We start from the raw sequence: 26,202 nt of genomic DNA on the forward strand, positions 1-26,202 counted from the left end.
AGGGTTCTCCCACTACTAGGGATAGGAACCGTGAAAAGGTCACTCGAAAACAATATCAAGGCAATCTACCTCATGGGGTTCTTCCAGGGCTTCCTGGTGGTCGTACCTGTGTTCGTGCCACTGTTGCAGGGACACGGCCTCAGCATGAGCGAGGTGCTGCAAACCCAGGCACTGTTCGCACTCACTATCGCGCTGTGCGAAGTTCCCTCCGGTTATGTTGCGGACATCTGGGGCCGACGCAATGCCATTCTGCTCGGCTCTGGCCTGAACGCATTGGGTTTCCTCTCGTTGCTGTGGGCGGACACCTTTGTCGACTTCCTCATCTACGAAGCGATTCTGGGCGTGGGCTTCAGCCTGATATCCGGAGCGGACCTCGCCTTGCTGTACGACACGGAGGTGTATCTTCGCAAAATTGGCAAACGAGGTGCCGGTGCAAGCAAATCCCTGAGCCGGTTAATTTCGGTGGAAGCCGCTGCCTCGGGCACCGCAGGCATTGGTGCAAGCCTGTTGCTGATGTGGTCCATGGACTGGGTGGTCACGGTGCAGGCCTTCACCGGCTTCGCGCCTTTCCTGCTCGGCCTGCTGGTCGTGGAAGCGCCGCGCCCGGGGGACACCGCGCGCGACACCGACCATGGTGCCAATGCCCGGCATATTCTGGACCTGCTGTTGTTTGGAAAACCAGTGGTTCTCTGGACTGCATTTGCGATCGCCGTGTTCGGCCTCTTGGCCGTGTATGTATTCTGGGTTTACCAGAAATACTGGGAAATCCAGGGCGTACCGCTGGCGTGGTTCGGCTACATCTGGGCAGCATTTGCGCTGACGGTCAGCCTTGCTGCGCGCTACGCTGAGGCGCTGGAGAAATTTCTCGGCTACCGTAAGTTGCTGGTGTTAATTGCCGCGCTGCCGCTGTTAGGGCTTTTCGGGATGGCGTTCGGTGTTGGCTGGTGGGGTGTTATCTGCGGTTTCGCGGTACAGATATCTCGCGGGCTATCCATGACGATATTCTACGAAGCCCTGAACAGTCGTGTGCCCGGAGACTTCCGCGCCACCGTTAACTCTCTGGTCAGCCTGGGTGTGCGGGGAATCTTCATCGTCACCGGGCCTGTGTTGGGCATCGCGCTGGACAGCTACGGCGTAAGTGCGACGCTTATCGGCCTGGCGGTGCTGTTCGCCCCACTCATGGGTCTGGTGCTGATCCCGCTGGTGGTGCGTATACGTCGAGAGGAAGCAGAGGACACACTGCAGCCTGAGCCTGCCGCCGCCCTGTAGATGGCGGCGGCTTTTTTCTGGACAGCAAGCAAACCAAGACAACGTTGTCTCGAGGCGAATATCAGGGTAGGATTAGGTCAAAGCCTGACATAAAGCCTCGCCCAATGAAAGCAACCATCAAAGACGTGGCCAAACTCGCCGGCGTTTCCTTCAAAACCGTCTCCCGGGTCATCAACCGGGAACCCTCGGTGGGTGAGGAATTACAGGCCAAGGTGTGGAAAGCCATTGAAGAGCTCAACTACCAGCCGAACCTGTCTGCCCGGCAGTTGCGCGGCACCCCCAGCTTTATTGCATTTATCTACGACAACCCTAACAGCCACTATGTGGTTGAGATGCAGCACGGCATTCTCGAGGAGTGCAAGCGCCAGGGTTTCGAGCTGTTGATCCACCCGGTGTCCTCAGCAGAGGAAGACCATATCGATGAAGTGAAGAAGCTGCTCAGCAACGGCCATATCGCTGGCCTGGTGCTGACCCCACCCTTCTCCGAATCCGCTGAGTTGATCGACGTGCTCAACAGCCGCGATATGGCGCATGTCCGCATACTCTCCAGCGATAGCAGTTCCGAATACGAGGGCCCCTGCGTCCTGATTGACGACTATAACGCTGCCTTCGACATCACCCGGTACCTGGTTGGGCTGGGCCATCGCGATATCGCATTCCTCGGTGGCCATCAGGAGCGCGACTCTTCCAGCGAACAGCGCCTTGGGGGTTATCTGGCAGCACTGGAAGAGGCCGGTCTCTCCCGCCAGGACGAGCTGATTTTGTCCGGGGAGTACAGTTTCGACTCCGGCAGTGAGCGCACGACCAAATTACTTGGCCTCGATGCATCACCTACAGCGATTTTTGCCTGCAACGACGAGATTGCTGCCGGCGCGCTGTTTGCGGCCCGGATTCAACAGGTAGCCGTGCCACAGCAACTGTCGATTATTGGTTTCGAGGACAGCCCTTTCTCGCGCCAGAGTTGGCCCAAGCTAACCACCGCGCACCAGCCGAATAGCGAGATCGCGGCCGGAGCAGCGCGTATTCTTACCGAGAACATTCGCTCCTCACGTCAAGGCAAGCAGAGCGAAAAGCCCGCGGTTCTGGAGTTCAAACCCGAACTGGTGGTAAGGGATTCAACATGCCCAGCGTAAACCCCGGCACGGTTACCGCGCGCCGTATCTTCGACGGCGAACAGTTTCTCGAAGGCCACGGACTGATCCTCAACGGCGAGGTAATAGAGGCGATTGTTCCTGCGGGACAGCTGCCCAGCGACACCGCCCACTGTGATCTCGGTGACGCTACCCTGGCGCCTGGCCTGATCGACATTCAGGTCAATGGCGGCGGCGGTGTAATGCTGAACAACGCGCCCTGCGTAGAAAGCGTTATACGCATGGCCAGCGCTCATCGTCGCTTCGGCACCACAGGCCTTGCACCCACGATCATCAGCGACACACCGGAAGTCCTCAAGGCCGCCGCGGAGGCGGTCAGCGCAGCCCGGGACGGCGGCGCCGCAGAAGTGCTGGCACTGCATATTGAAGGCCCCCACTTCGACATGGCTCGCAGAGGTACCCACAAGGCGGACATGATTCGGCCACTGAACAGTGCCGACATGGCCTGGCTGTGCAGCCTGCAATCCCTGCCAGTGATCCTCACCCTGGCGCCGGAACACACCCAGCCCGGGCAGTTGCGTGCACTCGCCGAAGCCGGACTGCTGCTATGCGCCGGCCACACTGACGCGAGTTACGAGCGCATACAGGAAGCGCTGGCAGAGGGCCTGCGCGGCTTCACCCACCTGTTCAATGCCATGAGCCCTTTAGCTTCGCGCGCGCCGGGCACAGTGGGCGCGGCACTGGACGCGGACAACGCCTGGGCCGGCATTATCGCTGACGGCCATCACGTCCACCCCGCCGCAATTCGCGCGGCCCATCGCGCCAAGGCGGCGGGCAAGTTGCTACTGGTCAGCGATGCTATGGCTACCGTGGATGGGCCCGATAGTTTTGAGATTTATGGCGAGACAATCACCGTACGCAATGGTGCGCTGATCAATGCCGAGGGCAGCCTGGCGGGAAGCGCCATCGCCCTGATCGATGCCGTGCGCATCAGCCACCACCAGGTCGGCCTCGAACTTTCCGAGTGCCTGCGAATGGCCTCGCTCTATCCGGCAACTTTCCTCAAGCTCGACGATCAACTCGGCCGGCTGCGACCGGGCTATCGCGCAGACCTCGTGGCTTTCAACGAAGATTTTAACGTCAGTGACACCTGGGTTGCTGGCCAGCACCAACACCACGCCACAACGGAGCCCCGCACATGAAGGTCGTCATTCTGGAAGATGCAGCAGCTGTCGCACATTACGGCGCAGACATCTTCCGCGAGCAACTGGGCAAAAAGCCCGCGTCTGTATTCGGCCTGGCGACGGGCTCCACACCCCTCAGTCTCTATCGTGAATTAATCCGCAGTAATCAGCAGGGCGATATCTCGTTCGCACAGGTACAGAGCTTTAATCTCGACGAATACATGGACCTGGCGCCGGATCACCCCCAGAGCTATCGCCATTTCATGAACCGCGAGTTTTTTGACCATATCGATATCGACCCGGCGCGCACGCATGTGCCACCGGGGAACGCGCCGAACCCTCTCACTGCCTGCGACGAGTACGAGACGGCGATCGCTGCCGCGGGGGGCATCGACATCCAACTGCTGGGCATAGGCCGCAATGGGCATATCGGGTTCAATGAACCCACCTCCTGCCTGAGCTCACGCACACGGGTTAAAACCCTCACCCGCGAGACCATAGAAGACAACGCGCGCTTCTTTAGCGCAGATGAGCACCAGCCCCAGTTGTCCATTACCATGGGCATCGGCACTATCATGGAAGCCAAATTGGTGGTGCTGTTAGCCACTGGCGCCAGCAAGGCAGAGGCGATTCGCGCCATGGTAGAGGGACCGGTAGCGGCCTGGTGCCCTGCCTCCGCCCTGCAGATGCACCCCTCCACTGTCGTCATCGTCGACGAGGAGGCCGCGTCAGGGCTTACCAACCCGGGCTTCTTCAAGCATATTGAAGAGCAGAATCAGGCCCTACTGGCCCGTCTGAAGGCGCAGGGCTAAACGCACAGCGCCCTCTTCCGACTGTGCCAGCGCCGGCGCCAGGCGCTCTTTTACAGGCTTCGACATGCGAGCCGCCATGATGTTGGCGAGGCCACCCAGCAGGCTCAAGCGCTCCGCACCCGCAGCCAGCATCTTCATTGCCATCGCATCCAGATAGGCAGCACCCTCGTCCAGAATGGACCGGGCGACCTCATCGCCCTCTTCGGCGGCCGCGATCACCAGTGGCGCAAACGCACCGAACTCCCTCGAGGAAGCTGCCGACATCACGTCCACTACCTCAAGGCCAGACACACCCAGTTGCGCCTGCGCCAATCCAGTGAGCTGCGTCGCTGGCCCCAGCTCATCCCCCGCAAGCATCACCGCCTGCAATGCTCGCCGGCCCAGCCAGGCCCCACTGCCCTGATCTCCCAGAGTGAAGCCATGACCGCCGTAACTGTGGCCCTTGCCGTCTACCAGGTTGTAGCCCACCGACCCTGTGCCCACCACGATGATCGCGCCCTCGCCGCCGTGGGCCGCCACACAGGCGATATGAATGTCAGTGAACACCTCGAAACGGGCAAAGGGGTGACTCCACTGCGTCATCGCGCTGTGGCAGCGAGGGACGTTTACCCCGGCTAATCCGGCCACCACTACCAGTTCATCCAAACGCTCGGCGGCAATGCCTGCGCTGGCCAGCGCTGCTTCGGCACAGTTCACGATTGAGGCGCGGGTGCCCTGGAGGTTCTGGAAGGCATTGGCGGAGCCGGCCAGGCCCTCTCCCAGGACCCTGCCAGAAGCATCTACCAGGCGGCCAAGACACTTGGTACCGCCCCCATCAATGCCGAGAAATAGACTCTGGTGCGGGCCTGTTTCACTCATCATTCTGTCTCTTGTTGTGCGAGAAATTTGCATTCCCGATGAATCTATGACAACGTTGTCCCAAATAACGTACCCAGAGATGACAACGTTGTCAATTTGTTCCTCAAAAACGCCTGAGAATCCACTGGTCCTGCACCTCGACATACAGCGAGCCGACAATGCCGGGCGCCTGGCATTCAAGCTGCACAACCCAATGGCAATACCCCTGCAGCAATGGCACCTGCATATGGACCTGCAGCGCCAGCTCACGGCGGCCGACGGTACGGTGCTGGAGCGCGAGGGCAGTCATCTCCGCCTCCGGCCTGCTCAGGAGCATGTGCTGGCGCCTGGCGGCCACTGCGAGCTGGCACTGCTCGTCGCCCCCACTGCGCTGCAGCGCCACAGCGACCTGCCATCCGGCTGCTATCTGGAGAGTGAAGGTGCGATTTATCCCGTGACCCTGGCCACTCACAATCTGCCAGCAGCTAAGGAAATCCCACTGGATAGCGAGCCCGTGAAACAACTGCCAGCGCTCGCCACCCTGCTGCCCACACCACGGCATGCGGTTCAGGCTGACGCTGTTCGCCATTGGCCAGAAATCCCGGTGTGGACTGGTCCCGAAACCTGCGCAGGCGCCCTCAAGTGGGTCCAGCAGATGTTGGGACAGTCCTGGCGCTTCCAGCACAGCGCCGAGAAAGCCGACCTGGTTTGCAGCGAAAACCCGGGCCTCGGGCCAGAGGCATTTGAGCTCAACACCCTCGTTTCTCCGGCAACGCTGCAAGCTGCGGATGCCGAGGGCTTCTGCCGCGGCGCAGCCACCCTGCTCCAGATGCTGCATGCCACCCCCGGCGAGCTGCCCGCACTGAACATCGAGGAGGGCCCACACTACAGCTACCGCGGCCTGATGCTCGATTGCGCGCGCCACTTCCATTCGGTGGAGACCCTCATCGATGTACTGGACTGGATGGCCCTCTACAAGCTCAACCACTTTCACTGGCACCTTACCGACGATGAGGCCTGGCGCCTTGAAATACCCGCCCTGCCCGAGCTGACCAGAGTGGGCGCCTGGCGCGGCCACGGGCTCACCCTGTCGCCCCAGCTGGGCAGCGGCCCAGAGCCCTACGGTGGCTCTTATAGTCGGACCGATGTGCAGCGCGTGATAGCAGCGGCAGCACAACGCGGTATTACCGTGGTACCGGAAATCGACATACCCGGTCACTGTCGCGCAGCGATTCATGCCCTGCCGGACTTGTTGCGGGAAGCGGAGGATCAATCTGCCTATGAATCTGTCCAGTTCTTTGACGACAACGTGCTGAACCCGGCCCTGCCCGGCACCTATGAATTCCTGGACAAAGTGCTGAAAGAAATCTGCACCTTGTTCCCCGGCGACAAAATCCACATGGGCTGCGACGAAGTCCCGAGTGGCGCGTGGCGCCATTCACCTGCCTGTCAGGCACTGATGGAGCAGGAAGGCTATACCAGCCCAACGCAACTACAGGGCCATCTACTGCGCTATGCGCAGGACTTTCTCGCCGCACAGGGATGCACCCTGGTTGGCTGGGAAGAAGCCGCACAGGGCGATATTCTCCCCACACGCACACCTATGTGTGTGTGGAGCAGTGAGGAGATGATCCAGCAGGTGGCGGCGCAGGGTTACCCGGTCATCAGCTGTGCAGCGCCCCGCGCTTATCTCGACCTCGCCTGGAGCGATGACCCCGCGGAGCCCGGTTTGCATTGGGCCGGCACCGTTAATCTGCGCCAGAGCTACGAGACGCCGCCCTTCCCCGCCGGCATGGCCGGTGGCCTCGGGGTGCAGGCGAATTTATGGGGCGAACTCATTAACAGCCGCGAAAAACTGGAATACATGTTGTTTCCGCGCCTGCTGGCAACGGCTGAGTGGGGCTGGTGTGGGCAGGCAGGAGAGGCATGGCCGGAGTTTCGCGCTCGTGTCGCCGCGCAACTGGAGACTCTGCGCGGGATGGGGCTGTCGCCCAGGTCACTCGACCAAGAGCCCTGATCCGCCGTTCACAGCTGCTACCGCTCGGCGTCAACCCGGGCCATACCGCGCACCACGATAAACAAGCTCACCGCACACACCAGCAACAGCCCTACACCCATCGCTGTCTGCAGGCGCAGCAAATACCCCACCCCGAACATGCCCGCATAGATAGAAAGGCCTGCCATAGCAAAGTACAGCAGCGACTGGGCGAACCCTCGCTCGGGGGTATGGTTACCCGCAAACCGGCCCCACCAACCCATAGGCCGAATGCGGCGGGTGAACTCACGCAGCAGTGCGTCGTCAACCGGCGGGGTGGCAAGTGTTGCCGCGATCGAAGCGATGGCAGCGATCAGGGAAATCCAGCAGATAACATGAATCGCATGGTTTGCCATAAACGCAGGGAAGATCGACATCTGCCCCGGCGGCAACCAGCCCTGCTGACTGGATACGTAGTTCACCAGGGCCAGGGTAAAGCCGGTGAGCATGCCCGCGATTTCGGTCCAGGCATTGGCGCGCCACCACAGCCAGCGCATCAAGTGAGGCAAGCCCAGGCCTGCCATCATGCCGCCGTACAGCTCCCACATGGAGCCAATATTTTTGACCGTACTCGCAACCACCACGGCAATGGCTGCAATCACAAGCGTCGCCAGGCGGCTCACTCTCGTCAACTGCTTTGCCGAAGCATCGCGATTGATAAAGCGGGCGTAGAAGTCGTTGGCGAGATAGGACGCCCCCCAGTTGATATGGGTAGACACGGTGGACATAAACGCCGCCATCAGGGAAGCGAGCATCAGGCCCATCAATCCCGCCGGCAATAACTCGCGAATCAGCGCCGGATAGCCGCGCTCGCGGTCTTCACGAAACGCCGGTGCAGCAGCGGTGGCATCGTCCTCTCGCACTAACAGGGTGTATTCGGGGATGGCACATTGATAGCGGTTGTCGAGGCACTGCCTCATCTCCTGGGTACACACCGCTTCGTCCTGCACACACAGGCTAAAGTCCTGTGCCGCCTGATCGACATCCATGCGCGGAAAGATCACCAGCGCAGCCACACCCGCTATGGCCCAGGGCCAGGAGCGCAACATAAAGTTGGCAAAGCTATACCAGAGCGCGCCCTTCTCCGCTTCTCCCGCATCTGCTGCCGTATACAGGCGCTGGGCCATAAACCCGGAACCGTCCACCGTCCCGCTGGACCACCACATGACCCCGAGGGTCAGCACAAAGGCTGTAAAAGGTATGCCGAGAGAGCCAACCACACCCTCCCCAAAGTCCGGCGCAAAAGCTCGCACCCGCTCGTGGGTGAGGTAGGGCTCGCCCGCAAGACTGGTCGCAGAACCATCCGCCGGATAGAGCGTGGCGAGCCCGCTCCACATGGCGTCCAGGCCGCCAAGGTGGCTCACCGCCAAAACGGTGAGCAGAATGGACATGCCCATGGCCAACGCAAATTGCACCAAGTCGGTAATGATCACGGCACGCATACCACCGAGCGCCGAGTAGGCCAGGGTAACCGCGACCAGCACGGCGATAGTGAGTGTATTATCGAAGCTGCCAAACAGCAGCACCTCCGGATAGGCGCCAGCCAGTGAATCGTAGAAACCGGGGCCAAGTAGCCAGCGCCAGTCCATGAACGATTCGGAGATCTTCGACATACCGGCGAATACCCAGCCGAGAATAATGCAGTTCACCAGAGTAGCGTTGATAAACGCTTTCACTGAACGCAGGGTAGCGGCTGGTTTACCGCCGTAACGCAGTTCGATCAGCTCAACATCCGTCACCACGCCCGAGTTGCGCCAGGTACGCGCAAAGAACACGGTCATCGCCACCGAGCCCAGCACTCCGCCCCACCAGAACCAGTTACCGGCAATGCCGTACTGGGCAATCCAGCCGGTAATCGCAAGCGGTGTATCAGAAGCGAATGTAGTCGCGACAATTGAAGTCCCCAGCAACCACCACTTCATCCGCCGGCCGGCAGTGAAGAAGCCCTCGACCCCACCTTCACTGGCACTGTCCCTGACCATGAAGCCTACCAGCAGCGAAAAGCTGAGCATGGCGGCAATGATTAGCCAGTCAATTGGAGCGAGAACTGTCTCAGGCACTGGGTGGGAACCTCAACTTAGTAAAAAAAAGGGCCGGTACTTTTGGTACCGACCCTTAAAGGGTATCAGAGAAAACTCGTCACCCACTGCAGGGGCGTCACCGCAACGCCCGACACACAATCAGAAGTGATAATTAAAGCCAATCACGTAGCGAGCACCGTTGTCGTAGAGGCGCGCGGGGCGGCCGTCATCGATGTGGTACTGCTCCTGTTCTTCACCGGTAATGTTGATGCCTTCGAGTACGATGTCCCAGCTCTCACCGACACCGAATACCACGCTGGTGTCCAGCTGGCCGTAGTCGTCGACATACATTTCGGAACCGAACTCAGACAGGCCGTCGTACCACTCGGAACGCCAGTTGTAGGACAGGCGAGCACTCAGCCAATCGTTTTCGTAGAAGCCTGTCAGGTTGGTCATGTGCTCGGAAGCACCCACCACCAGGCCCGAACCCGGGTTGTTAACGGCGTCGCGATCGTCCTTGCTGTCAGCATCGGTGTAGGTGTAGTTGGCGATCACACCAAAGTTACCGAAATTCTGCTGGTAGCTGAATTCCAGGCCCTGTACTTCGGCGCCCTTGCCGTTTTCAGGCTGCACAAACAGTACGTCAACCTGCTGACCGGTGCGGTCGTTGGTGCGCTTCTCAACCGAGGTGCTGTTGATAATGCTGTCGCTGATGTCCTTGTTGAAGTAGGTCACGGCCAGCAGCGCTGCATCCGCGAAGTACCACTCGTAGGCGACATCAAACTGATTGGCCGTTTCTGGATCCAGCTCAGGGTTGCCCCGGGTGCCGGAGGCCGTGTCGATGTTGTAGCCTTCCTGGTTCGCAATCTTGATGTAGTCAGGACGCGCCATTACCTTGGCGGCGGAGAAGCGCAGCACGCTGTCTTCGCTCATATCCATGGACAGATTCAGGTTGGGCAGGACTTCCGTGTAGTCGTGATCCACAGTCTCCTGGCGCACATTGAAATCGTCGCGTGGGTCGAAGAGATCAACCAGCAGGTCGTAACCGCCAACCATATCCAGGCTGGCAGCTACCCAGTCGCCTTCCCAGTTGTAACCGGTGGAGGCCACGTCGGTTTGCACCACGCGGACACCGAAGTTACCGCGAATTGCGTCCGCCTCGAAATCAGCCTTGAAATAGGCCGCCATGATTTCCTCGTTCACATCCCAGGTGTCTGGCAGGAACTGGAAAACAGTGGCATTTTCGTATGCTTCGGTGGGGTAAATCACTGAATTAGCGCGACCCAGATCCATCAACGGGAACGGTGCACCGTCGCGGCCACGGGTGTAGTCACCCAGGGTGCCTGCGTTCAGGTTGCCCCACAGCCAGCGATCCCACCCGGAGGTGTCGGAACCGCCGCTGTACTCGGTGGCATCGTCAGAATGCATGGCGTCAGACAGGAAGTGGAAACGTGTTCCGTCCTGGTCCTGGCTCTTGTCGTGGTCACGGTACATTGCACCGACCTTGATGGCGTTGACCACACCCCACTCCAGGGGGATTTCGAAATCGGCAGACGCGTAGTCTTCCTCGTCTTGCATGATGCGCGAGCCTTCCATCATCCAGCCCAGGCCGCGAGTCTCAAGTGCCGCGTCATCTTCAACTGAACCTTCCCAGTAAGGGGTGTGGCTCAAGCCATTGAAATCTGAGCCGTCCAGGAAACGGTCGAAACCGTAATGACGGTCACGCTCGGTGCCGCCCTCAGCTTCAGTGTGACCGACACGCAGGTCCATTGTGACGCTGTCAAAGGTGTGGCTGTACTGCAGGTCGAGCGACTCGGTCTCACTGTAGGAGACACGATCAATGACGTAGTACTCGGCATAGTTGTTTTCCACGCTGCCGGCAACAACACCGCTGCCAACGCGAGTAGCCGTTGTTGGGTCGATCGTGCCGCCACCCGCCTGGCCGTTGAACCACTCATAGCGGTTGTAGTTGGTGTTGTCGGCCTCGAGTTCGGAGTTCAGGTAAGTCAGGGTCAGCTCGCCTGCATCGGTGGGGCGCCACTGGCCTGTAAAGAGCGCAGTTTCACGCTCACGCTCCTGCAGGAAGTGGGCGTCGCCAATGGCGCGGGGCGTCCACAGAGGTGACATACCGAAATCCTGGAACTGGTAGCCCAGTACTTCCTGACCTTCACGCAGCATCGTGCGATCCTGCTTGGTCAGCGAGATATTGAAGCCCAGGGTCTCGGCATCGTTCTTCCAGGAGTACAGGGCGGAGACATTCGGATCCCACTCCTCGGAAGTTTCAGAGTACATGCCCTGCACCTGGATCACACCACTGTTCGCATCCATATCCAGTGGACGACGGGTGCGCAGCATTACAGTGCCACCGAGGGAGCCTTCCTGAATGTCAGCCTGTGGTGATTTGTAGACCTCAAGGGCGGACACAATCGTGGAAGGCAACAATGTGTAGTTGAATGCGCGAGACGGGTTGTCCAGTACAAACCAGTCAGCAGAGCCCACGGCTGCGCCGTTGAGCAAGGTGCGGTTCTGGTCAGGAGAGGTGCCGCGTACAGCGATCTTCTCGCCTTCGCCGAAACCGCGAGTCACAGAGACACCGGTAATGCGCGCCAGAGAATCTGCCACGTTCTTGTCGGGGAACTTACCCAGATCTTCAGCGGTGATCGCGTCTACCACCGAGTCGGCGTAACGCTTGGTATCCAGAGACTCCATCAGGCTGCTGCGGATGCCGGTCACGACAACCTCTTCAAGTGCCTGCTCTCCCTGGGCAACGGCCTGCACTGAACCCAATGCACCGCTGAGAGCGAGCACGCCCACAGAGCTGTGCAGGAACGTACGCTGGTTGCTGCTGAACTTACGAATACTGGAAGTGATGCTATTCACGGTTATCCCTCTTTGGCGTTGTTATCGTGGCGCTTTTTCGCGCATTTCGCTATCTCCGATTACATTTGCTCACACGATCGGGACAACGTTGTCGCAGATAACACTATGTTCGCAGGACAACGTTGTCAACGATTTTTTTCAACAACACCAACCCGGGGGCACTGCCAGTACCAGGCGATTAGCCCTAAGCCCCTGAGTTCACTGGAAAAGCGGTTTGACGCGGCAGGCAAAAAACGCAATGCTGATTGGCCCTATAACAAGAGTCAGGAACGACCTATGCAACAACTCTCCGGCCAGGACGCCATGTTCCTGCACGCAGAAATCGACGGTTTGCCCCAACACATTGGTGGGGTCAGCATTTACGATCAGTCCACTGCCCCGGGCGGCAAAGTCCGATTCAAGCAAATCCTGGAGATGCTGGAGCGGCGCAAACACCTCTCTCCCATCTTCCGCCGCAAGCTGCAGTTCGTGCCAGGCGGTGTAGGCCGGCCCTACTGGGTGGAGGATCCGGATTTCGACATGGAGTACCACGTACGCCACATCGCCCTGCCCAAGCCCGGCGACTGGCGCCAGCTGTGCATTCTCGCATCGCGCATTCACTCTGTGCCGCTGCGACGCGACAAGCCTATGTGGGAAATCTACGTGATCGAGGGGCTGAACAATGTCGAGGGTTACCCCCCTGGCTGTTTTGCCCTGCTGCTGAAAGTGCACCATTGTGCAATGGACGGCGCCACTGGCACCCAATTCATGAATATCGTCCACGACCTCACGCCTGAAATAAGCGATCCGGGCGAGGCACCCCCGTGGATAGTCGAACGCCCATCGAAGGCCCGCATGCTCGGCAAGGCCTACATTGATGCCTGGAAGAAGCCTGGGCGCGCCATAAAGTTTTTCCGCGACAGTCTCCCGGCTGTCGGCCGCATTCGCGCTGGGCGCAAGGCGGGCAACTTCGAGGAGATGAACGAGCGCCAGACCACGCGTTTCCAGGGCAAGATATCCCGACACAGAGTTATCGACGCATGCAGGTTCGATTTTGAAGACGTGCGAGCGATCAAGAATGCCAGCCCCGGCGCCACTATTAACGATGCGATGCTGGCGATCGTGGGCGGAGGCATGCGCAAGTATCTCGACGCCAAGGGCGAGTCGCCCGATGAGAGCCTGATCACAGGCTGCCCCATCGACGTTCGGACACCCGAGGAGCGCGCCGCCGGCGGGAATATGGTGGGCTTCATGAACGTGAGTATGCACACTGACATCGAGCAACCCGGTGAACGTCTGGGCGCCATTCACAATGCCACCCAAGCGGCCAAATCTTACGCCGAGGCACTCGGGCCGCGCTTCGCGGTAGACCTGACCGACGTACTCCCGGGAAATGTGCTGTCGCTGGCGATTCGCACAGCTGCTGCGACCGGTCTCTCTGAGGCGAGCACGATGTTTAATACGATCGTGACCAACGTGCCCGGAGCCCCATTTCAGCTGTATATGTGTGGCGCCGAACTCATCGACTCGATCAGCCTGGGGCCCTGCCTGCCCAATGTCGGCCTGTTCCACATTGTGTACAGCTCAGTCCAGAACAAGAAGGGCTCAATCACCCTGTCGTTCACGGCGTGCCGCGACATGCTGCCCGACCCCGCGTTTTACGCGGAGTGTCTGCAGGCAGCGTTCGATGAGTTGTACGCGGAAACGGTGGGCAAATAGCGCTACAGGAACTGCTGTAAAAGCTGCTGTACGTCGACTCGCGCCTTGAGCCTGCTCGCGAGCATGAACATCCCTCCCAGTTTGCGGTGAAAATACACCGCATCGGTGGGGGGCGTTCTCCAGAAATCCTTATAATTGGTGATCTCTTCCGCCATCTCTGACATTCTCGCCGCCATATCGGAGCGGGCGAAATCGTAAGGGCCATCGTGCTGCAGCGGTTCCAGTGCCACGAAAAACAGATCGAGAATCATCGCGCGGTATTCACTGTCTTCATCACCAACGGCGTAGCCAATTTTTTCTGCCGCCGCCAGCAAGCGTTTCTCGTTCCCGGCAATTGCCGCTTTTGCCAGGCTGCGATAATTATTGACGAACCCTGCCTTAAAGCGGCGGGTAGCACCAAAATCCAGCAGCACGATCTTGCCGCTGGATCGGTTGTACTGATAATTGGCGAAGTTGGGGTCGGTCTGCACCATGCGCAGTTCGAATAACTCCCGGAACATCAGCTCTACCAACGCCGTCATCACCGCGTCCCGCTCCGCCTGCGGCAAAGTGGCAATTGACTCTATGTCCGCGCCCTCCACATAGGTCATGGCCAGCACGGTTTTGCGGGTCAGGTCGGGAAGAAGCTCGGGCACCACGAAACGGTCGTCATCCGCCAGCAGGTCGCCGAAGGCCGCGAGGAACTCGGCCTCCTTGTTGTAGTCTGCCTCGTCGTGAAGCTGCGCTTTGGCATCTTCCAACAGCGGCTGGATTTCCAATTCCGCTGGCAGCAAGCCTGAAAGTTTCAGCAACGATGCGATATTGTCCACATCGGAATTGATACTGGTCGCCACCCCCGGATACTGCACCTTGAGGACAATCTCGCGCCCGTCCGGCGACATCGTTTTGTGTACCTGACCGATGGAGGCCGCCGCCAGCGGCCTGTGCTCGAAGCCATAAAACAGCGCCTCCCAGTCCTCGCCATAGGCGTCACTCATGACCTGATCAAGCTGGCCCGGAGGCATGTAGCGCGCGTCTGAGCGCAGGCGAGCCAGAATGTCGGCGAGTTCACGCGGCAGGAAATCGCCCGTATCCATGGACAGAATTTGCCCAACTTTCATCGCCGCGCCGCGCATGGTGGCCAACTGATCGGCAACCCGGCGGGCATTCCCCGGCGTGAGCAGCATGTCGCGAGCCTTGGGCCGTTTGCCGGCCTTCAGCTGGCGGGTGCCCTCGGCGATCATCCCACCGGCCACCCCCCCGGCCATTTTTGCCACGCGCGCAAACCGCCCTACACGGCTGGTAGGTATGGCTTTGTGGTCGTCATCTGATGGTTTGCGGCCGGCCACGCTATTCGCGCTCCTGCCAGGCGGCGATATGTGCTTCGATCATGTCACAGGCATTGAACTGGGCATCCAGTACGGAGATAAAGTTAAATACGCCGGTAAGCTTGCGGGCGATCAGTGCAAAATCACGCGAGGGCGCAGTAAAGTGCCGGCTTGTCGTGGATGCCGCGGCCTGCTTGCCCGCCCGCCGCATCAGCCGGGACGTACCCCAGCAGTATTCGCCCGCCTCATTGAGGTGCTCAGGCGGCAAGGCATGCGCCGGACGCAACGGTTCCAGCAGATTGAGACAGAAATCAGCAAACATCTGTCGGCCCTCTTCACTGGCATCCGGGGTCAGGCAGCCCAGGCCAATCAGCCCCTCCACTATCGCCGGCACGTCCTGGCGCTGGCTCGCGGCAATGGTGTGCCTCAGGTGAAACAGGAATTCATCGGAGCAATCGAGCACGGAGCCGAAGTCCAGCAAGGCAAGCTCGTCTGCCGCTTCGCGCTTGCGCCGATCATCCAGCCTTAGCAGATAGTTGCCGAAATTCGGGTCGGTCTGCAGCATGCCCCAGTCGTACAGTTCATAGAAAAACAGTTCCAGCATTGCCTTGCCAAGTGCATTGCGACGCTGCTGCGACAGGCCAGCAACCTCGTCGTCAATGACTGACGACCCCTCGATAAACTCCATCGCCAGCACATCGTGGGTACAGTAGTCGCGATACAGCTCAGGTACTTTATAGCTCACTCCTTCAGTCCTGACACCTGCAACGAGCCTGCCCATCTCCTCTGTCAGGGACGCCTCTCGGTGATAGTCAATTTCATTGTGCAGATGAGAGCGCAGCGACTGCATCCAGTGATCGAGGTCGCGGCCGGACTTCACCCAGCGCGCCAGAACCAACATCTTGATGACGGCATCAAAGTCGCTGTCGATCATCTCAGCCAGCCCCGGGTACTGCACCTTGATGCAGATCCATTCTCCGGTAGCGCGCACCTGGGCAAGATGCACCTGAGCGAGCGAAGCCGCGGCAATTGCCTCGGGGTCGATATCCAGCTCGTCGAAACGTTCACCGAGAGAACCGCGCACAAACGACTCCAGCGCGTCCCAGTGCAGGGGCTCAGTCTGATCAGACAGATCGCGTAGCGCATCAACCAGCACTGGCGGCAGAAAGTGCTCGCCAAACAAGGCGAGCATCTGGCCGATTTTTACATAGGTGCCCTTGAGCCGGCCGAGTTCGGCCGCAAAGCGCTGTGCCTCTCGGCGGGCAAATTCGGATTGGGGATCGTCCTCACTCTTGCCCATCAAGCGGGATACGGCACCGTCGACGGCAAGGGCACTGCCAGCGCGCACGCCGGCCATGGAAACACTCAAACTACGGCGCAGGGCGCCGGTGGAAAACGTGGGCTTCTTTTTCGCCACGACTACCTCTTCTCTAACACCGGGATCACCGGTTACAACATTAGTAATTATTATCGACCGCGGATACTACCGGAGAGTTTCACTGCTTGAGAAGTGCGACAGGTCAAGTAAATCGTGGTAAGGGGGTGGGCCCATCGTTGCGCTGCCCGCAGCGATCGGGGCTGTGCCTGAGGTCGGCCTGGGGCCCCTAGTCCAGGCGCAGATCGGCCAGCAAAAAAAAGCGCCGCTAAAGCGGCGCCCAGGTATTCAGAGCAACTCGAAGATCAGTGCTTCTTGGCCGAAGGGGCATCTGCCTCGATCTCGCCAGACGCCAAGCGCTTCGCATGTATCAACTCCAGCTTGTACAGATCCTGCTGCAACTCGAAGAACCCATGCCAGTGCGCGTAATCCGCAGCACCCATCATGGCGCCCTGACGCGCACGGCGGCCCTCGTGGTGCCAGAGGTAGTAGTAGGTGATCTGGAACTCATCTGCCCAGGGGTTTTCCTTGAGCAGGCCCTTCTCCTTGAGCTCATCCAACATGGCGGTCGCTGGCTTGTAATAGGCCTCGTTGTACAGCATCACCGCCTTGTCACCCTGGGCGAAGAAGCCATTGGTGTGGGTAGTGCTGTGGCAGTTGTTACAGACCTGCTTCATTTTTTCGCGCCCGGCAGGGCCGTCGCCGTGCCTGATGTCATACATATCGTCAGAGCCGCGCACCGGGGAGTACTTGGCCCAAAGGTTCCAGTACAGGCGCTCGGTGACGTTGTGCGTCACGGAGAGGTCGCCGATGCCGCTCATATGGCAAGTGGCACAGGTCGGCGCGCGGTAATCACCGGGCTCCCAGGCATCCGGGGCTGTGTCCATCTTGTAGGTGTGGCCCTCGGTATTGAACACGTGGCCGTGCTTGGAATTGTTGAATATCTCGATATTCGGATGGTCCGGGCCAAGGTGACAGGAGGCGCAGGCGTTGGGGTTGCGAGCCTCAGCGATAGAAAACTTGTGACGGCTGTGGCACGCGGTACAGCTGCCGGTTGAGCCATCCGGGTACACATTGCCCATACCGTTGTTGGGCCAGGTCTCAGGCGTGGGGCGGTTGCTCTCGTCCAGTTTGATTTCGGTGCCATGGCACTGCATACAGCCGGTTTCATTCGGCGCGTCGCCATACTCCTCGTGGCTACGCCCCTCATGCACCATTGTCAGGGCGTGCAGGCTGTCTTTGGGAATAATCTGGCGATAGGCGCGGAAGTGACCGGACTGCTCGAACTGTTCCTTGGCGGCAACGTGACAGCGCCCACACACCTTGGGCGATACCAGCGGCGATACGAACACCGGGGTATCTTCCACATTGGCGTGGCGGGCAGCGTGGGGTGCATCCTCGGGCACCGCGTGGCAATCGATGCATGACACACCTGCATGCGCGTGGCGGCTCTCGCGCCAGTCAGCTACCTGGCCGGGTGTTATCTGTTGGTGACAGGTAATACAGGCTTTACCTTCCGTACTCAGGTCGCGATTGATCTTTAGTGTTTTCACCGGCGCGATACTGATCGAAGTGTCAGCAGCTACCAAAGATGCAAAACCCATTGCGGCCAATACAAGCCCTAGCTTGATAACACGCTTCATTCTGCTTCTCCTTCGGCTTCAGGCTTCGGCCAGCCCATTTCTTCGAGGTGATAACCCAGACGATTGTGGCCCACATTCTCGTGACACTCGACACAGCTGTAGTCGTCTGGATCATTGAAGTACCGGCGGTGCGAACGGAAAGCCCGGCGGTTGCCTTCTGTAGCCTCTTGTAAATAAAGATGGCAGCTCAGGCACCCTGAATCGTAAACAAACTCTGTCCGTCGTTCGCGATTGCCATGCCAGTCAATATCGTAAGGATCCTTGAGGAGCTCCATGGTGGGATCAACTATCCCATGCATGCCTTTTACCCACAGATACTTGAGGGCATTGCCCTGAGGGATATGGCACTGGGAACAGGTAGCGCGCCAGCCGGCTTCGTTATTGCCACCGTGCAGATCTTCGCGGTAAGCGGCGCTCATTGGCTCAAGAGAGTGGCAGGAGCCACAAAAAGCGTCATCGCCGGTGGCATGAATCATGGTGTCCATCACCGCCCAACTGGCGGCTACGCCCAGGCCGAGACCTGCGAGCACTAGCGCGATCTTAAGAAATTTCACGATTCAATCTTCCCCTACGACTGAGAATTGCTCTCAATACCAGTACATTTTGTATGACTATGATATTAGCAAAGGATTGCGACTGTGCAATTCGATCAAGGCCCGGCAAACACCGAAATAGTAACGAAAATTCGCAGGCGAGAAGAAATAGGTTACTCTCACAATCAAAGCAGCGGATGTGAACAGGCACAGATGATCGATGTAAAAATGTGGGGCCACGCCCTCAACCGCATGCCCAAGCTCTCCCAGAGTGAATGGCAGGCGCTGGACCCGGTGGCCAAGTGGCTCATAGCCTCCCGCGCTTCCGTTCTGTTCATGACATTCACCGCCGCCGCCCTCGGAGGCCTGATGGCCTGGCGCGCCGGCGTCTTTCAATGGGACCTGTGGCTCGCCACCGTGTTCGGTTTGATGTTCGCTCATGCCACGAACAACCTGCTCAACGACTACACCGATTCTCGTCGCGGCATCGACAAGGAAAACTACTACCGCAATCAATACGGCGTGCATGTGCTCGAAGACGGCTTGATGGACGAGCCCCAGTTCTGGCGCTATGTCGGGGTCACTGCCGGTATCGCCCTGGCTCTCGGTGGCTGGTTGGTTTACCAGCGCAGTGGTCTCACTTTTGACCTGATGCTGGCGGGCGCCTTTTTTGTGCTCTTTTACACTTGGCCGCTTAAATACTACGGCCTGGGCGAGCCCGCAGTCTTGCTGGTTTGGGGCCCGCTGATGGTTGGCGGAAGTTTCTATGTGCTCGCCGGTTTCTGGAGCTGGGATGTCACCTGGCTCAGCCTCGTGTTCGCCCTGGGACCCACCACGGTACTGTTCGGTAAACACACCGATAAGCTGGACGCCGATAAGGCCAAGGGTGTGAATACCCTGCCAGTGATTCTGGGCGAGAAGATTTCCCGCTACGCGGTACTGGCGATGATGGTGGCGCAATATCTGCTGTGCATCGGTCTGGTGGTCACAGGCAGCTTCGCGTGGCCTTTGCTGCTGGTATTGGCCAGCCTCAACAGCATGCCCCGCCTGTTCAGTCTGTACTCTGAACCCAAGCCTGAAGAACCCCCTCAGAACTACCCCGAGGGCATCTGGCCCCTGTGGTTTTCAGCCCAGGCGTTCCGCCATACCCGGCGCTTTACCTCGCTGTTCCTGGTTGGGGTTATTCTGGATACCTTGATCGCGTGAAAATATTTGTAACGATTTGCCTGCTGCTACTTCCAGCTCTCGCAATGGCCGCGACCGACAACGTCGATCCGGCGACGGCTTCTGCCATCCAGGTGTGCCTGGACTGTCACGACTACGGCGACGACGCACCAGTGCACCAGGTATTACAGGGCTCCCACGGTATTGAAGGTGACCCGGAGGATATCGCCGGGCGTCGCGCCTGCCTCGATTGCCATGGCGAAAGCGAGGCCCATATTGCAGCGCCAAAGAAAATGGCACCGGACCGCAGCTTCGGCCCCCGCTGGCCCAGCGAAGCAGGTGAACAGGATCGCCCCTGCCTCGACTGCCACGAGGACAATACCGCCGAGAACTGGCGCAATGCATTGCATATGGTGAATGGCCTCACTTGCGTTACCTGCCACGACATTCACGCCGAGGTTGACCCGGTACTATCCCACCAGGATCAACAAAAGGTCTGCACAGATTGCCACGAGAGCCTGAAAGAGGGCATTCACGAGCTTGGCGGCATGGGCGACACCGATCCGCCCTGTAGCGCATGTCACAACCCCCACGATCACGAGCAAGCAGAGCCGCGCATGCGAGCTAACCAGAGTGCCGGGTGCGTGTTCTGCCACAACGGTGAAGAGATGGAAGCCATCGGCGCTTTCAACAGCAAAGCGGCGAAATACCACGGCGTGCTGGGACGCAGCGAACGCAGCTGTATCGACTGCCACCAGAGCATTCCCCATGCTCCGCTTCCGGCCGACCCCGACGAGTAAATAAGTTCCCCGGGCTTTGTTGACTCAAGTCAAGAAAGCCCATAGTTTCGAAGTTTGCGGATGGTACCCTCAGCTCGCTTCATCAATAATGCAATAGGGTTGTTGTTCGTTTCGCCTGCTCACGGAAGCGCAGCCATGATAAGAAAGCAGTTACAGTTCGCCATAATCGCACTATGTAGCCTCGCCCTGCCGGCGCTAGCGCAAGATGAGCCCGGCTGCCTGGACTGCCACGCGCAGGAAGACTCTCCGGAGCTGCATCAGGTGTTTAACAGTGCTCACGGCGACGTGAATGGCGGTGGCGCAGCGGCCTGCACCGCATGCCACGGTCCAAGCGAGGCCCATGATCGCCGTGGCCGCCGCGTCTCCCCCGATATCAGCTTTGGCCCCAAGTGGGGGTCCGAACCCGCAGCACAGAACGATAGCTGCCTCGCTTGCCACGAGAGCACCGGTGGCAAACTCGCCTGGCTCGGCAGCGAGCACGAGCAGGAAAACATGGTGTGTGCCGACTGCCACGACTCACACACGACCCGTGACCCAGTGATGGAGGTGGAGACCGCACAGACTCAGTGCCTCACCTGCCACAGCCGCCAACGCGCGGAGTTGAACATGCCGTCGCGCCACCCGATTGCTGAGGGCAAGACCGCCTGCACCGATTGCCACAACCCCCACGGCAGCACCACCCACGCCGCGCTGCATCAGGTCACCCTGAATGAAAACTGCTACAGCTGCCACGAGGAAAAGCGCGGCCCAATGCTGTGGGAGCACGAACCGGTCACTGAAGACTGCGCCAATTGCCACACCCCTCACGGCTCAGTACACGACAACCTGCTCACCGCGCGAGGCCCGGCCCAGTGCCAGCAGTGCCACTCTGCCGCCTTCCACCCCAGCGTGCCCTATGGCGGTGAAGGCCTCAGCGGCAGCATGAATGCCAACGTTGCCGGCAAAAACTGCATGAATTGCCACAGCCAGGTTCACGGCTCCAACCACCCATCCGGAGCGAGGCTGACACGATGACCCAACGCTCGCAGATACCCTTTCGCCTCAGCGCTATCGCCGCGTTGGTGTTGGCGGCAAGCACTGCCCTGGCGCAGGACAAAGCTGAACCGGAAGAAGAAGCCATTTACCGCCCACTGCAAGTGACCGCGCTGGCGTCTCCCGACGTACTGCTGAGCGAGTATCGAGGCACGGTTGAGCTTGGGCTGGGTTACACCTCAGACGACAACTTTATGTTCGGCCGCTACAACGGGCTGCAGGAAGATGGCGCCACACTGATCGGCAACCTGAACTGGCAGGATTTCAGTGGTGACAGCAACTGGCGCGTAACGTTGTCTGATCTGGGTCTGGACACCCGAGAGGGCGAAGTGACATGGCAGAACAAGAATGCTTTCAAACTGAGCCTGGGCTTCGACTCACAACAGCAGGTCAACAATAACAGTGGCGCAACGCCCTTCCGCGGCAGCGGCACCCTCACCCTGCCAGACGAATGGGTATACGGCTCCACCACGGGCGACTTCAGCGAACTACAGGCATCACTGAATTACTTCGATCAGGAAATTACCCGCGACAAACTGTTCGCCAATCTCTCCACCCGGCTGGGCGACCGCTGGCACCTGAGCGGTGGCCTCAGTTACGAACAAAAAGAAGGCACCGGCGATATCAGCGGTGCCATGTACACGGACGCAGCTTCCGGCGATGCCGCCTACCTGCCCATGGACATCGACTACGAAACAACGGAGTTCGATATCGGCCTGAGTTATGCAGCCACCGGGCTCAATCTTGAAGCACGCCTGGACTATTCTGATTTCAACAATCAGGACGACATTCTCATCTGGGAAAATCCCTATCGCTCCCGCACCCCGGACTCCATGGGTGGCATGAGCCTCGCGCCAGACAACGACCAGTTGCAGGGGCGTATCACTGGCCAGTACATCATTACCCCGACAGCTCGCCTGCAGTTCGACGGCAGCTACGCGGTAGCATCGCAAGACAACGACTACCTTGCCTACAGCGTGAATCCCAATGCAGTGGTCACAACCCCCCTGCCCCGTGAGTCTTTCGATGGTGAAGCGCAGACCGGCACCCTGAATGCCAAGCTGTGGCTGCGGCCGATCAACAAACTGGACGTAGAGCTGTTCTATAAAGGCCGCGAGCGCGACTACGATAACCCGCGCGATGGCTATACCTATATTCGGGGCGACGGCCTGTCACAACCGCGCGATGAACTGACGGTGTACAACACGTCACACCATTATCAATCGCAGATTATCGGCCTGGAGACCACCTGGCGTTTGCCCAAGCGCACCCGCTTCACCTTTGAATATGAGTACGAAAAGGAAGAGCGCGAGAATGCGGCGGTGGAAGAAACAGAAGAAGATCGCGTCGTGCTCGGCTTGCGGGCACAGCCGCTGGACGGGCTGACTGCGCGACTGGAATTTGGCTACGCTAACCGGGCTGCAGACACTTACAACTGGGATCAGCGCTACTACGCCCTGCTGGATGTGGAACTCATCAACGCCACGCCTGACAGCCAGCGCTATATCAATCATCCCGAGCTCAGTCAGTACCACCTGTCGAACCGTGAGCGCACCCACGGCAAACTGGATCTGAGCTGGCTGCCGACCGACAACTGGCTCCTCAATTTCAACATGCTGTTGCAGGCGGACGACTACGACAAGAGCTATCTGGGCCTGCGTGACGCCGCCTGGGAACGCTACCATCTCAGCGCTAGCTACACGGCAGTCAAGGATGTGACCGCCACACTCTATGGCGGCTTCGACCGCTACGAGACAGAGCAGATGGGCCGCGCATTCCGTGGCGGCGCCGAGAAGAATGCTTTTGAAATTTACCAGCCTCTGCCCCAGGCCAGCGACCCCGATCGCGACTGGCAGCTGGATGCGGGCAACGACGCCATCACAGTTGGCGCCAATATTCAGTGGATGGTGGCAGACGACCTCAAAATCGAAGCGGACTACAGCTACGTGGACACCGAGGGTGACCAGACCTTCAAGACCTACGGCGCAGCGGACCTCAACCCCGAGGATCTGCCCACGGTGGAGACGACCCTCCATCACCTGAACGCGAGCGGCACCTGGCATATGCGCAAGGATCTGTCGTTCAAGCTGCAATACCAGTACTACAACTACGAGTCCAATGACTGGGCGCTCGAAGGTGTGGCGCTAGATAGCATCGATAATGTACTTACTTTCGGGGCATATAACCCCGACGAAGATATTCACTACGTGGGTGTGTCAGCGCTTTACCGCTGGCAGTAACACCAGGGAGACGGGAACCATGCTAAGGACAACAAGGAACTGGCTTACAGCTGCGTCCATCGGGCTGTTAGTGGCCTGCGGCGGCGGTGGCGGCGGTGATCGCGCGGAGGGCGTCGAGCCGGGCGATGGCGGCGGCAGTATCGTTGTACCGCCACCGGTCGTACCGGACCCCACACCTGCTCCCTACGTAGAAGCGGAAGAACTGCTGGCCACCATCACCTCGATAACCCTTGATGGTGAGAACCGTGCAATCGTTGAATTCCAGCTTACCAACGGCTCCGGCACCGCCATCGTCGACCTCGAGATCGACAATCTGCGGTTCGTGATTTCCAAACTTCAGGTGAGCCCGCTGGGCAATCTGACCGGCACCTGGCAATCCTATGTCAATGTAGTAGCTTCACCCGAGGTTGGCACCGGCACTGAGCCGAGACTGCAGGCGACGTACGAACGCGGCGAGAACTTCGTCAACAACCAGGACGGCACCTACCAGTACACCTTCGACCAGAGCCTGACAGACATTCCTGCAGACGTGCTGGCACAGGCAGAAACCGAGGGCCTGGATCTTTCCTACGACGCGAATCTCACGCACCGGGTTGCAATGCAGTTCGATGGCAACCCCAACACCACCGCCAACCCCTTCTACGACTGGGTACCGGCTAACGGCGCGACCAGTGCGATCTTCACCATGGATATCGCCGCTACCGCTAACTGTAATAACTGCCACGACCCACTGGGGATCCACGGCGGTAATCGCCGCGAAATACAGTACTGCGTGACCTGCCATAACGCAGGCTCAACTGATCCGGACAGCACCAACACCGTGGACATGAAGGTGATGATTCACAAGATCCACATGGGCAAGAACCTCCCCAGCGTGCAGGAAGGGGGCCAGTACGTGATTTACGGTTTCCGCAACAGCCCGCATGACTACTCCGAGCTGGGCTATCCGCAGGACATTCGCAACTGCGTTAATTGCCACGCGGGCCCCATCACAGGTGAGGGCCGCGATGACCTCGTGCTGACCGCACAGGGTGACAACTGGTCTGAATACGGTTCTACCGCCGCCTGTGGCAGCTGCCACGAGAACGCCACCGGCCATATGGAAGCCAACGGCGACGAAAACTGCGCCAGCTGCCACTCCAGCGGCGGCGCCGCGGGCAGCATCGCCCAGAGCCATGTCAATCTGGTCACCGAAGCCGGCCAGATGTTCGCCTCGAAAATCGAGGGCGTAAGCAACACCATGCCGGGTGAGTTCCCCGCGGTAAATGTCAGGATCAGCAACCCCGAGACGGGTGAAGACTACGACCTGCTCAGTGACCCGGTCATGGCAGGAATGCGTGTCACACTCGGCTGGGATACCAGGGATTACACCAATACTGGCGCGGGTGGCGACAATGCCAGCACCGTATCAGTGGGTATTCCAGATAACGCCAGCGCCAACGGCGATGGCAGCTTCACCGTCACCTCGCCCACCGCTATTCCCGACGGCAGCGAGGCTCCGGGCATTGCTGCCAGTGGCAGTGGCGCGGCCACCGTCGAAGGTCATCCCGACATGGATGTCGACGGAGACGGCGAAACGGAAAGTATCCCTGTGACCAATGTTTCCATGGCGTTCTCCATCAATGAAGCTGACGGCGCAGCGGTAGATCGTCGCACCTCGGTGACGATAGAACAGTGCAACGCCTGTCACAGTTCCCTGGTGCTGCACGGCGGCAATCGCACCGACGACATCGGCACCTGTGTCACCTGTCACAACCCGCGCAATACCGATGCACGCGTACGTGAAGTGGCTATGGATCCTCCCACCGACGGCAAGGATGAGGAATCCATCGACTTCAAAACCATGGTGCACGGTATCCACGCCCCTTCCATGCGTGAGAACGCCCTGGAAATCGTCGGCTTCCGCGGCTTCAGCACTCACCGCTACGACGAAGAGCACGTGCACTACCCGGGCGATCTGTCCAATTGCACCAGCTGTCACGTCGACGGCGGCTTCACCCTGCCGCTGGCAGACGGTGTGCTGGGCACCAGCATCGACACCGGCGAGAATCGGGCCGATCCAACCGACGACACCGTGGTGAGCCCGGCCTCTGCGGTGTGTTCAAGCTGTCACGATGACGCCGTTGCGCAGTCTCATATGACGTCCAATGGCGGTAACTTCGCCACTACCCAGGCCGCGCTCGATGCCGGTGAAGTGGTAGAGGAGTGCTCCGTGTGTCACAAAGAAGGCGCTACTGCGGCCGTGTCCGACGTGCATAACCCGCACTGAGCCGCACTCACA

At 59.4% G+C, this 26,202-nt stretch carries 18 protein-coding genes; 11 read left to right on the plus strand and 7 right to left on the minus strand.

Features of this window, described 5'->3' with window-relative positions; all coding sequences use genetic code 11:
• Nucleotides 1-30 precede the first annotated feature (30 nt).
• The 4 genes from EY643_RS14730 (at nucleotide 31) to nagB (ending at nucleotide 4,356) form a co-directional block, all read left to right on the plus strand.
• A complete protein-coding gene (locus tag EY643_RS14730; RefSeq protein WP_153239944.1) occupies nucleotides 31-1,269 on the plus strand; it encodes an MFS transporter in 1,239 nt (412 codons plus the stop codon).
• A gap of 104 nt (nucleotides 1,270-1,373) precedes the next feature.
• Complete coding sequence (locus tag EY643_RS14735) at nucleotides 1,374-2,402, plus strand: LacI family DNA-binding transcriptional regulator (protein ID WP_205743079.1); 1,029 nt, start codon at nucleotides 1,374-1,376, stop codon at nucleotides 2,400-2,402.
• Nucleotides 2,390-3,562: an N-acetylglucosamine-6-phosphate deacetylase gene (gene nagA, locus EY643_RS14740; RefSeq protein WP_153239945.1), complete on the plus strand. Its 1,173-nt coding sequence runs from the start codon at nucleotides 2,390-2,392 to the stop codon at nucleotides 3,560-3,562. The genes EY643_RS14735 and nagA overlap by 13 nt, the downstream gene beginning before the upstream one ends.
• On the plus strand, nucleotides 3,559-4,356 hold the full coding sequence (gene nagB, locus EY643_RS14745; protein ID WP_153239946.1) for a glucosamine-6-phosphate deaminase: 798 nt from the start codon (nucleotides 3,559-3,561) through the stop codon (nucleotides 4,354-4,356). The genes nagA and nagB overlap by 4 nt, the downstream gene beginning before the upstream one ends.
• Here nagB and EY643_RS14750 read toward each other — a convergent pair.
• A complete protein-coding gene (locus EY643_RS14750; protein ID WP_240732722.1) occupies nucleotides 4,327-5,214 on the minus strand; it encodes a glucosamine kinase nucleotide-binding domain-containing protein in 888 nt (295 codons plus the stop codon). The two genes, nagB and EY643_RS14750, sit on opposite strands and share 30 nt — an antisense overlap.
• A 79-nt stretch (nucleotides 5,215-5,293) precedes the next feature.
• On the opposite strand from EY643_RS14750, the gene EY643_RS14755 reads away from it, so the two are divergent.
• Nucleotides 5,294-7,210 carry a beta-N-acetylhexosaminidase gene (locus EY643_RS14755; protein WP_170287407.1) on the plus strand — a complete coding sequence of 639 codons (1,917 nt, stop codon included), beginning with the start codon at nucleotides 5,294-5,296 and terminating at the stop codon, nucleotides 7,208-7,210.
• A gap of 17 nt (nucleotides 7,211-7,227) precedes the next feature.
• Here the strand turns inward: EY643_RS14755 and EY643_RS14760 are convergent, their stop codons facing one another.
• Together EY643_RS14760 and EY643_RS14765 are read right to left on the minus strand one after the other, a co-directional pair.
• Nucleotides 7,228-9,288: a sodium:solute symporter family protein gene (locus EY643_RS14760; RefSeq protein WP_153239949.1), complete on the minus strand. Its 2,061-nt coding sequence runs from the start codon at nucleotides 9,286-9,288 to the stop codon at nucleotides 7,228-7,230.
• A 120-nt stretch (nucleotides 9,289-9,408) separates the two neighbouring features.
• Nucleotides 9,409-12,129: a TonB-dependent receptor gene (locus EY643_RS14765; RefSeq protein WP_153239950.1), complete on the minus strand. Its 2,721-nt coding sequence runs from the start codon at nucleotides 12,127-12,129 to the stop codon at nucleotides 9,409-9,411.
• 276 nt (nucleotides 12,130-12,405) lie between these two features.
• Here EY643_RS14765 and EY643_RS14770 point away from each other — a divergent pair, with 276 nt between their 5' ends.
• The gene (locus tag EY643_RS14770) at nucleotides 12,406-13,827 is read left to right on the plus strand and encodes a WS/DGAT/MGAT family O-acyltransferase (RefSeq protein ID WP_153239951.1); all 1,422 of its coding nucleotides are present in this window, start codon (nucleotides 12,406-12,408) and stop codon (nucleotides 13,825-13,827) included.
• A gap of 2 nt (nucleotides 13,828-13,829) precedes the next feature.
• On the opposite strand, the gene EY643_RS14775 is transcribed toward EY643_RS14770, so the two are convergent.
• The 4 genes from EY643_RS14775 to EY643_RS14790 form a co-directional block, all read right to left on the minus strand.
• The gene (locus tag EY643_RS14775; RefSeq protein WP_240732723.1) at nucleotides 13,830-15,155 is read right to left on the minus strand and encodes an ABC1 kinase family protein; all 1,326 of its coding nucleotides are present in this window, start codon (nucleotides 15,153-15,155) and stop codon (nucleotides 13,830-13,832) included.
• Between the two features lies 1 nt (nucleotide 15,156).
• Nucleotides 15,157-16,551: an ABC1 kinase family protein gene (locus EY643_RS14780; protein WP_240732724.1), complete on the minus strand. Its 1,395-nt coding sequence runs from the start codon at nucleotides 16,549-16,551 to the stop codon at nucleotides 15,157-15,159.
• Nucleotides 16,552-16,814: 263 nt separating this feature from the next.
• The gene (locus EY643_RS14785; protein WP_153239952.1) at nucleotides 16,815-18,152 is read right to left on the minus strand and encodes a multiheme c-type cytochrome; all 1,338 of its coding nucleotides are present in this window, start codon (nucleotides 18,150-18,152) and stop codon (nucleotides 16,815-16,817) included.
• On the minus strand, nucleotides 18,149-18,706 hold the full coding sequence (locus EY643_RS14790) for a cytochrome c3 family protein (RefSeq protein ID WP_170287408.1): 558 nt from the start codon (nucleotides 18,704-18,706) through the stop codon (nucleotides 18,149-18,151). Before EY643_RS14790 ends, EY643_RS14785 begins: the two co-directional genes overlap by 4 nt.
• Before the next feature lie 84 nt (nucleotides 18,707-18,790).
• On the opposite strand from EY643_RS14790, the gene EY643_RS14795 reads away from it, so the two are divergent.
• The 5 genes from EY643_RS14795 (at nucleotide 18,791) to EY643_RS14815 (ending at nucleotide 26,190) form a co-directional block, all read left to right on the plus strand.
• Complete coding sequence (locus tag EY643_RS14795) at nucleotides 18,791-19,891, plus strand: prenyltransferase (RefSeq protein WP_240732725.1); 1,101 nt, start codon at nucleotides 18,791-18,793, stop codon at nucleotides 19,889-19,891.
• Nucleotides 19,888-20,649 (plus strand): cytochrome c3 family protein, encoded by a 762-nt coding sequence (locus EY643_RS14800; RefSeq protein ID WP_153239954.1) that lies wholly within the window; start codon nucleotides 19,888-19,890, stop codon nucleotides 20,647-20,649. The genes EY643_RS14795 and EY643_RS14800 overlap by 4 nt, the downstream gene beginning before the upstream one ends.
• Nucleotides 20,650-20,784: 135 nt before the next feature.
• Entirely contained in the window at nucleotides 20,785-21,663 is an 879-nt protein-coding gene (locus EY643_RS14805) for a DmsE family decaheme c-type cytochrome (protein WP_170287410.1), read from the plus strand.
• Nucleotides 21,660-23,921 (plus strand): MtrB/PioB family decaheme-associated outer membrane protein, encoded by a 2,262-nt coding sequence (locus EY643_RS14810; protein WP_153239956.1) that lies wholly within the window; start codon nucleotides 21,660-21,662, stop codon nucleotides 23,919-23,921. Before EY643_RS14805 ends, EY643_RS14810 begins: the two co-directional genes overlap by 4 nt.
• A gap of 19 nt (nucleotides 23,922-23,940) precedes the next feature.
• On the plus strand, nucleotides 23,941-26,190 hold the full coding sequence (locus EY643_RS14815; RefSeq protein WP_170287411.1) for an OmcA/MtrC family decaheme c-type cytochrome: 2,250 nt from the start codon (nucleotides 23,941-23,943) through the stop codon (nucleotides 26,188-26,190).
• Nucleotides 26,191-26,202: the final 12 nt, after the last annotated feature.

Source organism: Halioglobus maricola, assembly GCF_009388985.1.
Classification (GTDB): domain Bacteria; phylum Pseudomonadota; class Gammaproteobacteria; order Pseudomonadales; family Halieaceae; genus Halioglobus; species Halioglobus maricola.